Source organism: Knoellia subterranea KCTC 19937 (assembly GCF_000768685.1).
GTDB classification, from domain to species: Bacteria; Actinomycetota; Actinomycetes; order Actinomycetales; family Dermatophilaceae; genus Knoellia; species Knoellia subterranea.
In genome coordinates this window covers 1-1,752 of record NZ_AVPK01000024.1, presented here as the reverse complement: position 1 = coordinate 1,752, position 1,752 = coordinate 1, and the positions used below count along the sequence as shown (strand labels likewise).

2 protein-coding genes are annotated in these 1,752 nt (G+C 61.4%); one reads left to right on the top strand and one right to left on the bottom strand.

The annotated features are described in order from the left end of the window. The first annotated feature begins 304 nt into the window (after positions 1–304). Positions 305–1,075, top strand: a complete 771-nt coding sequence (locus N803_RS18460) for a chymotrypsin family serine protease (protein ID WP_156969853.1) — start codon at positions 305–307, stop codon at positions 1,073–1,075. 384 nt (positions 1,076–1,459) lie between these two features. Here N803_RS18460 and N803_RS19075 read toward each other — a convergent pair whose 3' ends face one another. Beyond that, the gene (locus N803_RS19075) at positions 1,460–1,588 is read right to left on the bottom strand and encodes a hypothetical protein (RefSeq protein WP_281175028.1); all 129 of its coding nucleotides are present in this window, start codon (positions 1,586–1,588) and stop codon (positions 1,460–1,462) included. Between the last annotated feature and the right edge of the window lie 164 nt (positions 1,589–1,752).

Here is a 1,752-nt window from a genome sequence, read left to right as displayed (position 1 = left end):
CGCCTCTGAGGCTGACGCTCTGAACTGAGCAACAAACGCAAGGGCGGGTATGCCGTGTGGTCACCACACGGCATACCCGCCCTTCGTGTGCGGTGTGCGTGCGCGAATGTCCGAAGACAATCCAGCATGGTGCGGAAGCCTGGGCCCCTCAAGGCGCATCCTTGACGCCCGCGAGACGCGACGAGTAGGGTCCGACCACCTCTCAAGGGATGGCGGCAGGGGTACCACAATGAGAAGTTCAACGCGGTTCGTTCTCACTGGGACGCTTTCTGCGCTGTGTCTCTGGCCAGTGGCACAAAGTTCAGTGGCCAAAGCCGGTTTAGAGAGCCCGGATCTCATCAACGACGAATTTGAGTGGCAGAACGAATTCTCCATGGTTGCCACGCGGATCGCGGAGGACTATCCAAAGTCCTTCGCTGGGTCAGCCATCGAGGACCAGGCGGGAAGGGTTGCGTCAATCGCGTTCAAGGGCTCCCCGCCAGAAGGCCTGATGGAGCGCTTTGCACACCTCGACGGTGTGAGTGTCTCGATCCAACGTGGTCGACCGGCCTCTATCGAAGAGCTCGATCGCGATCTCGAGCGATTGCACAGGTCCATCGCCTCGCGTACCGACCTTGTACAGGAGGTGGTATCTACGTACGACCCAACTACCGCACGCTTCTCCGTCGTCGCGAGCCCAACTGCGACCACTTCGTCATTCCGGTCGGAAGACGTGGTCGCGGACCTGCGTGGGGCGGTGGATGTCGACCTCAATCCGCGTCTGGAGTTGCTCGAGTTGAACGCCAGTCTCGAGACTGGTGGAGATGCTGCCTACGGGGGCGCGCGGCTGGAAGTCACCGGCGGCTCTGGCCTCGAGTGCACTGCTGGATTCAACGTCCGGCATGCTTCCGGAGTGACAGGATTCGCTACTGCGGGTCACTGCAGCAACACCCTGACCTTGGAGAACACTAACGGGGGTGCTGAACTGGGGACCACCTATCAATCGGGACACCGAGGACCGCCTATGGGTTCCACGCAGGATCCGCAGACGGCTTGGATGCCTGGTCACGAGCTACCTACATCGATGACGCTTTGAGCGTCTACGTCCAAACTGGATAGTCGTCATGGACCGTAGGTGCTGGCTGTTTCTGGGCCTTGTTGGCCTGGCGGCTGGGATCTTCGCGATCGTTGTGGCTAACGACCGAGGACCCCAAACGGGGACAATCGATATCGTCTACGGTCGTTCGGATTCGCCTAAACTCGAACTCGGGGTTGAGACATGCAACGCCAACCTCACCCCAAAGGTTGTCGAAACAGAGACGTCGGTGCAGGTGCGCGTGACGTACCCAAAGCAACAGGGAAATGGACGTGGCGACTGCAAGGATCACGTCATGGTCACGCTCAGGGCCCCGCTGGGTCAGCGAGCCGTGATGGATGTCGGCTCGGGTCGGGTGGTTCCCGTGGCGCCCCCGGATTGAGTTCACTCGTTGGTTCGCATCCGTTGCTCCATCGCCAATTGCTTCTGTGCGGGGCTCAAACCCATCCGATCCCACTCGTGACTGAGGACCTGACCTTCGTCGCAGAGTTCGACGGTGAAGTCGTCGGTCACGTCCTGTGCTCCACCGCGACGGTGGGGGAGTTGCCCTCCGTCGGCCTCGGTCCGATCGTTGTCACTCCGGCCTGCAACGACAGGGGCTTGGTGCGGCCCTGATGGCCTCCCTCATCGCGTCTGCCGAGCAACGCGGCGACGCCGACCTGCTGCCGGGCATGCTC